The organism is bacterium endosymbiont of Bathymodiolus sp. 5 South (genome assembly GCF_900128535.1).
Lineage (GTDB): Bacteria > Pseudomonadota > Gammaproteobacteria > PS1 > Pseudothioglobaceae > Thiodubiliella.
On record NZ_FQTR01000134.1, the window covers coordinates 1 to 4,595 of the forward strand.

General features: G+C 39.6%; 5 protein-coding genes. 4 read left to right on the forward strand and 1 reads right to left on the reverse strand.

What is annotated here, in order from left to right:
* The first annotated feature begins 192 nt into the window (after positions 1-192).
* Genes mltG through hemL form a run of 4 tightly spaced genes read left to right on the forward strand, consistent with a single transcriptional unit; the run spans position 193 to position 4,070 of the window.
* Positions 193-1,140 (forward strand): endolytic transglycosylase MltG, encoded by a 948-nt coding sequence (gene mltG, locus BBROOKSOX_RS09030; protein ID WP_139661214.1) that lies wholly within the window; start codon positions 193-195, stop codon positions 1,138-1,140.
* A gap of 25 nt (positions 1,141-1,165) precedes the next feature.
* Positions 1,166-1,783: a dTMP kinase gene (gene tmk / locus BBROOKSOX_RS09035; RefSeq protein ID WP_139661216.1), complete on the forward strand. Its 618-nt coding sequence runs from the start codon at positions 1,166-1,168 to the stop codon at positions 1,781-1,783.
* Positions 1,780-2,787: a DNA polymerase III subunit delta' gene (locus BBROOKSOX_RS09040; RefSeq protein WP_139661219.1), complete on the forward strand. Its 1,008-nt coding sequence runs from the start codon at positions 1,780-1,782 to the stop codon at positions 2,785-2,787. The genes tmk and BBROOKSOX_RS09040 overlap by 4 nt, the downstream gene beginning before the upstream one ends.
* Positions 2,787-4,070: a glutamate-1-semialdehyde 2,1-aminomutase gene (gene hemL / locus BBROOKSOX_RS09045; protein WP_139661222.1), complete on the forward strand. Its 1,284-nt coding sequence runs from the start codon at positions 2,787-2,789 to the stop codon at positions 4,068-4,070. Before BBROOKSOX_RS09040 ends, hemL begins: the two co-directional genes overlap by 1 nt.
* On the opposite strand, the gene BBROOKSOX_RS09050 is transcribed toward hemL, so the two are convergent.
* Entirely contained in the window at positions 4,067-4,219 is a 153-nt protein-coding gene (locus BBROOKSOX_RS09050; protein WP_180323949.1) for a hypothetical protein, read from the reverse strand. The genes hemL and BBROOKSOX_RS09050 overlap by 4 nt on opposite strands.
* Between the last annotated feature and the right edge of the window lie 376 nt (positions 4,220-4,595).

Genomic DNA, 4,595 nt, shown 5'->3' on the forward strand with positions numbered 1-4,595 from the left:
TTTTTACTCATTTTTTTTACTCCGATTTTTTTGTTTAGTTTAACTTGTTCGAAATAAGAAAATTTAAATTGTTGTCTTAATTTGTTGGGGTTTTATATGAGCGCGTCATTTCTTGCTTTAAATATTGATAAATATGGTATCTTTGCTCTTTTTTAGGATAAAAGTTGTACTTAGAACTTGAATGGGCGAACAATGAAAAAACTTCTAGTGGTAATAATCGCATTTGGACTCTCACTATTTTATTGGGCAAACACCCTTAAAGTCACCGAACCAATGGTTTATCATATACCCTCAGGGGTAACCATTACCGCTATTTCGAACAACCTTGAAGAGCAAGGGATTATTCGCTCAAGTTTTTTTGTGCGTGTGATGGTTAAAGTTTTTGGTTCTTATTCAAAACTAAAATCTGGCTATTACGATGTGGTGCCAAATATGAGCACGATGGATTTGCTCGATGATTTTGCATCAGCAACAGTAGCAACACGCAACATTACTTTGGTTGAAGGCAAAACAACGCTTGATTATTATCAGCAACTTGAAAGCAATAAAGCACTCAAGTCCAATGGTTCATTTGCAAAAACGATGCAAATAGCAGGCATTCAAGCGCCTTATGAGGGGGCTTTTTGGCCTAATACTTATCGGGTCGAAGTGGGTGATAGTGTCGCCAGTGTCTTTAGAAAATCCAATCAAACCCTAAGAACAATATTAGCCATTGAATGGAAAAAACGCGATAAAAACCTGCGTTTTCATCACCCAGAGCAAGCGCTAATATTAGCCTCATTGATTGAAAAAGAAACCGCGCATAACGCTGAAAAATCAAAGATAGCCAGTGTTTTTATGCGTCGTTTGGCGTTGGGAATGCGCCTGCAAACTGATCCAAGCGTTGTATATGCCCTAGGTAAGTCCTATCGTGGTTACTTAACGCGAAAAGATTTAAGTGTTAATAGCCCTTATAATACTTATCAAAACAAAGGCTTGCCACCAACACCAGTTGCCTCAGTCGGACTTACTTCATTGCGTGCAGCGCTGCATCCTGCATCAGGCGATAGCCTGTTTTTTGTTGCCAAAAAAGATGGCACACATGCTTTTGCACGAACTTACAAAGAACATAAAAATAACATTAAAAAGTATTTAAAATGATGGGTATTGAGTAAAAATACCCATTATGAGAAAAGGAAAATTCATCACCATTGACGGCGTAGAAGGCGCAGGAAAGAGCACGCAAATTGATTTTATTTGTCAATATTTGGCAAACAAAGATATTAATATTGTGCTGACTCGAGAGCCAGGTGGAAGCGCAATAGGGGAAAAAATTCGCACCTTACTATTGAGTAATTCAACAGGTGAAATGCACGCTGACACTGAATTAATGTTGATGTTTGCTGCCAGAAATGAGCATATTCAAACCAAAATAATACCAGCATTGGTGCAAGGCGACTGGGTACTTAGTGATAGGTTTACCGATGCTTCTTATGCCTACCAAGGCGGTGGCCGTGGCTTGAGTATTGCGCGTATCGCACAGTTAGAAAGCTGGGTGTTACAGAGTTTTACACCTGATATGACCTTGCTATTAGATGTGCCTGTTGAGATTGGTATGCAGCGTGTAGAATCCAGAGGTAAAAAGGACCGTATTGAGCAAGAAAGCCTAGATTTTTTTAATCGTGTGCGTGATGCCTACATTGCACGCTCTAAACAATACCCTGAGCGCATCAAGCTTATCGATGCAGCACAAAGTGCTAAAAATACCTCAAACCAAATTCAAGAAATTTTGAAAACGCTATGACGCTTCCTTGGCACCAAAATGCTTTTGCAAAACTTAAACAGATGATTGATCAAAACCATCTGCCGCATGCGCTGTTGATTACAGGAATGCCGCAGATAGGAAAATTTGAGTTAATGCAACAACTCGTTGGTGTCTTAATCAATAATGACAAAACCATCAAAAAGGATGATGTTCGCCAAGATTTAGACACTTCCGTATTGATTAGGCGCTCTAATTACCTGAATATGATTTATTGTCGCGGCGGCGAAATCAACCCAACTACTAAGAATCGCTCTAAAGATATTCGGGTTGATCAGATTCGCAAGTTTTGTGAAGCATTGGGCAAAACTGCCAACGAATTGCAGATTGGTGTTATTTTCTATGCTGACCAAATGAATGTCAATGCCGCCAACAGTTTGTTAAAAACCTTGGAAGAGCCTAGGAAAAATACCCTGATCATCCTCCTAGCACACAATGCTAAAAGCCTACCTATAACGATTGTCTCTCGTTGTCAAAGTATTCATATTAGTCCTGCTTATGATCAAGCGACACAAACATGGGTTGAGCAACACATTGACCATCATGAAGATTTTGATATTCCACACTTGTTAGAAGCCGCACACGGCGTGCCTTTTAAAGTGCTCGACGAGGTCTCGGGCGATAGATTTATTCATTATCAAAAATGGCAAAATCAATTATTAAATATTGCCATACACCCAACGGTAATTAATCAAACAAAAGATTTTGACGGCGTTGAGGTGGAAGTATTGGGTTGTTTGCAACATTTGGTAATTGAAGGCATTCGGCTTAAATCATTCGAGCGTAAAGGGGGTTTGGTTGAGCTTAATCAAATTATCATGAGCGCAAAAATCGATTTTTTGTTTAGATTATTAACCGATGTTTCACAGGCAATTAATCTGGCAAAAACCAATGCCAACATTAAATTATTATTGGATAATGTGCTGATTGTATGGTCACACATCACCCACTTAAAAACCTACCCACAGATTTTGGAGAATAAATAATGACAAACTCAGAGCAACTTTTCAACGAAGCACAACAGGTTATTCCAGGCGGGGTAAATTCACCTGTACGAGCCTTTAAAGGGGTGGGCGGTACACCGATATTTTTTACTCGTGGTGCAGGTGCCTATTTATTTGATGTTGATGATAACCAATATATTGATTATGTCGGATCATGGGGGCCGATGATCTTAGGTCACGCCAACCAAAATGTCGTCAAGGCAGTAGAAAAAGCCTTGCACAAGGGCTTAGGCTTTGGTGCGCCGACGCAGATTGAAACACAACTGGCAAAAAAAGTATGCGAATTGGTACCCTCTATTGAGCTCGTGCGTATGGTCAGTTCAGGCACAGAAGCGACGATGAGTGCTATTCGTTTGGCACGAGGATTTACAGGGCGTGATGATATTGTTAAATTTGAAGGCTGTTATCATGGACACTCAGATTCATTATTGGTAAAAGCAGGCTCTGGCGCATTGACACTTGGCGAGCCTAGCTCAGCAGGCGTACCAGCGGATTTTGCCAAGCACACCTTAACGCTTGAATACAATAATTTGGCACAAGTCAAACAAGTGTTTGCTGAAAAGGGCAAAGATATTGCTTGTATTATCGTTGAGCCTGTTGCGGGTAATATGAATTGCATCCTACCCGTTGATGGATTTTTGCAAGGTTTGAGAGAAATCTGTGATGAACACGGCACGGTGTTAATTTTTGATGAAGTGATGACTGGATTTAGAGTCGCATCAGGCGGCGCACAAGAAAAATTTGGCATCATGCCTGATTTGACTACATTAGGCAAAGTCATTGGCGGCGGATTGCCAGTCGGCGCCTTTGGTGGCAAAAAAGCCATTATGGAGTGTATCGCCCCTTTGGGTGCAGTTTACCAAGCAGGCACACTCTCAGGCAATCCAATGTCAATGGCAGCAGGCTTGGCAATGTTGGAGGCGATTGATGCGGATAAAAATCTATATACAAATTTAGAACAAAAAGCCCTTAAATTAACCAGCGGCATTGTAACAGCAGCACGAAAGCATAATATTTCAATGACTTCTAATGTTGTTGGCGGTATGTTTGGCTTGTTTTTTACAAAGGTTGATACAGTGATAAATTTTGAGCAAACTTGTGCCTGTGATGTTGAGCGCTTCAATCAATTTTTCCACTTAATGTTAGCAGAAGGTGTGTATCTAGCACCCAGTGCTTATGAAGCAGGATTTGTTTCAACAGCGCACAGTGATGCTGATATTCAAAAAACAATTGATTTGGCAGAAAGTGTCTTTGCTAAATTCTAATTTGAGACTTTTGCATAAGTAGGGATGATTAGCAAAATGACAAGTTTTTCCAAATTGGTAATTTTATGAGATATAGTCATAGCAAAGCTACGGCCGTGTTTTACAAAATTGTCAAGCTGGTGAAAAAGGGCGTTTCGATGATTATTCATATTTATACAAAGGTCTCAATTTATATTGGCATGTCAATACTGTGCGTTTTATTTAGACTTCAAAAAACTTGCATAAGAGGGAGGTTATGATATATTTTACAAAATCCGAGGGGGTAAATTTTTTCAATGCTGGGGGCAATTTTTTTAATTTTTTTCAATGCCGAGGGGTAGCTTTAATCATGAAAAACACAGTAAAATTCCAATTAAATCACTTTTTTAAAAACACGCTTTCTAGTGTGTTCAATCAATTTGAGACCTTTGCATAAATAGGGATGATTAGCAAAATCCAATTTTTGCCCAATTGGTGATTTCTTTAAACCTTGTCCTAGCAGGGCTAAGGCTGGGTTTAAAAAATCGCCAAGTGGGTGAAAAGTGG

What these genes read in the sequence shown, in the direction of transcription:
- BBROOKSOX_RS09050 (WP_180323949.1), bottom strand. Translation starts at nt 4,219, where the DNA reads ATGAATAATCATCGAAACGCCCTTTTTCACCAGCTTGACAATTTTGTA.
- BBROOKSOX_RS09040 (WP_139661219.1), top strand. Translation starts at nt 1,780, where the DNA reads ATGACGCTTCCTTGGCACCAAAATGCTTTTGCAAAACTTAAACAGATG.
- mltG (WP_139661214.1), top strand. Translation starts at nt 193, where the DNA reads ATGAAAAAACTTCTAGTGGTAATAATCGCATTTGGACTCTCACTATTT.
- hemL (WP_139661222.1), top strand. Translation starts at nt 2,787, where the DNA reads ATGACAAACTCAGAGCAACTTTTCAACGAAGCACAACAGGTTATTCCA.
- tmk (WP_139661216.1), top strand. Translation starts at nt 1,166, where the DNA reads ATGAGAAAAGGAAAATTCATCACCATTGACGGCGTAGAAGGCGCAGGA.